The following is a 956-nucleotide window of genomic DNA, read 5'->3' as shown; positions in this document are numbered from 1 at the left end:
CTCTTCGACTGCTCGACGAGTGAGGCCATCCCGCACACCGGAAAGGTGCTCCTTCAATTCGTCCAAGCTGCGCTCGCGGGTGACTGGGCACAATAAGAATGCGGCGAGATCCTTCCCGGAGAATGGAATAGGTAGCAGCGGCGAGTCTTGCGGGTCTGCGTCCAGGAGCGCACATTGTGGAGCCCAGAGCAGGGCTGGGACGCTCGCAGCAGCTTCCGCGAAACCATCAGAAAGGTAAACACCATCCTCGCGCAGTTTGAGGTCGCTGCCGATGGCAATCAACCCAAATATCCGCTCAGCAACCTTCAGCCCGTAGGGGTTGGCCTCATTCATCTGCAATCCTTCAAAACGCATCCTTCGTGAGGGAGCCCCAGCAGGCGGGTGAAGGTGTCCCGCTCTTCGGCCCGTCGGCCTAGCTGGGGCGAACTTGGTTATGCCGCCGGCCGCAGGGGAATCACATCCGCACCGGTCGCAAGCTTGTCGAGGTAGTCCGCCCAGCGCTGCATCATTTCGGCCCGCTGCTTCACATACTGGGTCCGGTTGTAGGCCCGGCCATTGGCGTCCTTCACGGCGTGCGCGAGCTGAGCCTCGATCACCAGGGGATCGATCTCCAGCACCTCGGCCAGCAGCGTGCGCGCGGTGGCGCGGAAGCCGTGCACCGTCTGCACCGTGGGTCCGTAGCCGAGGGTCAGTAACGCCGCACGCAAGGTGTTGTCGCTGATGGGTCGCTCATGGCTGCGCTCGCCGGGGAACACCATCACGCCGTGGCCGGTGATAGGGTGGAGCTTGCGCAGAATGTCAACGGCCTGGGTGGGCAGCGGCACCAGGTGCGGGTTGCCGTTTTCCTTTCCGTCGATGCGCCGCTTCATCCGGGCAGCGGGAACCGTCCACATTGCCGCCTCGAGGTCGATCTCCGACCACGCCGCGCCGCGCAGCTCATTGGGCCGCTGAAACAG

2 protein-coding genes are annotated in these 956 nt (G+C 63.8%); both read right to left on the bottom strand.

Annotation, left to right across the window (positions count from 1 at the left end; all coding sequences use genetic code 11):
- Positions 1-333 (bottom strand): hypothetical protein (locus tag AC1DY5_RS57060; protein ID WP_478122945.1); only part of this gene is annotated, 333 nt, incomplete at its 3' end.
- A 98-nt stretch (positions 334-431) separates the two neighbouring features.
- On the bottom strand, positions 432-956 hold a 525-nt coding region (locus AC1DY5_RS57055), incomplete at its 5' end, for a tyrosine-type recombinase/integrase (RefSeq protein WP_478122944.1).

This window comes from Variovorax sp. P4_D9, assembly GCF_056401695.1.
This window is presented reverse-complemented; position numbering and strand designations above follow the sequence as displayed.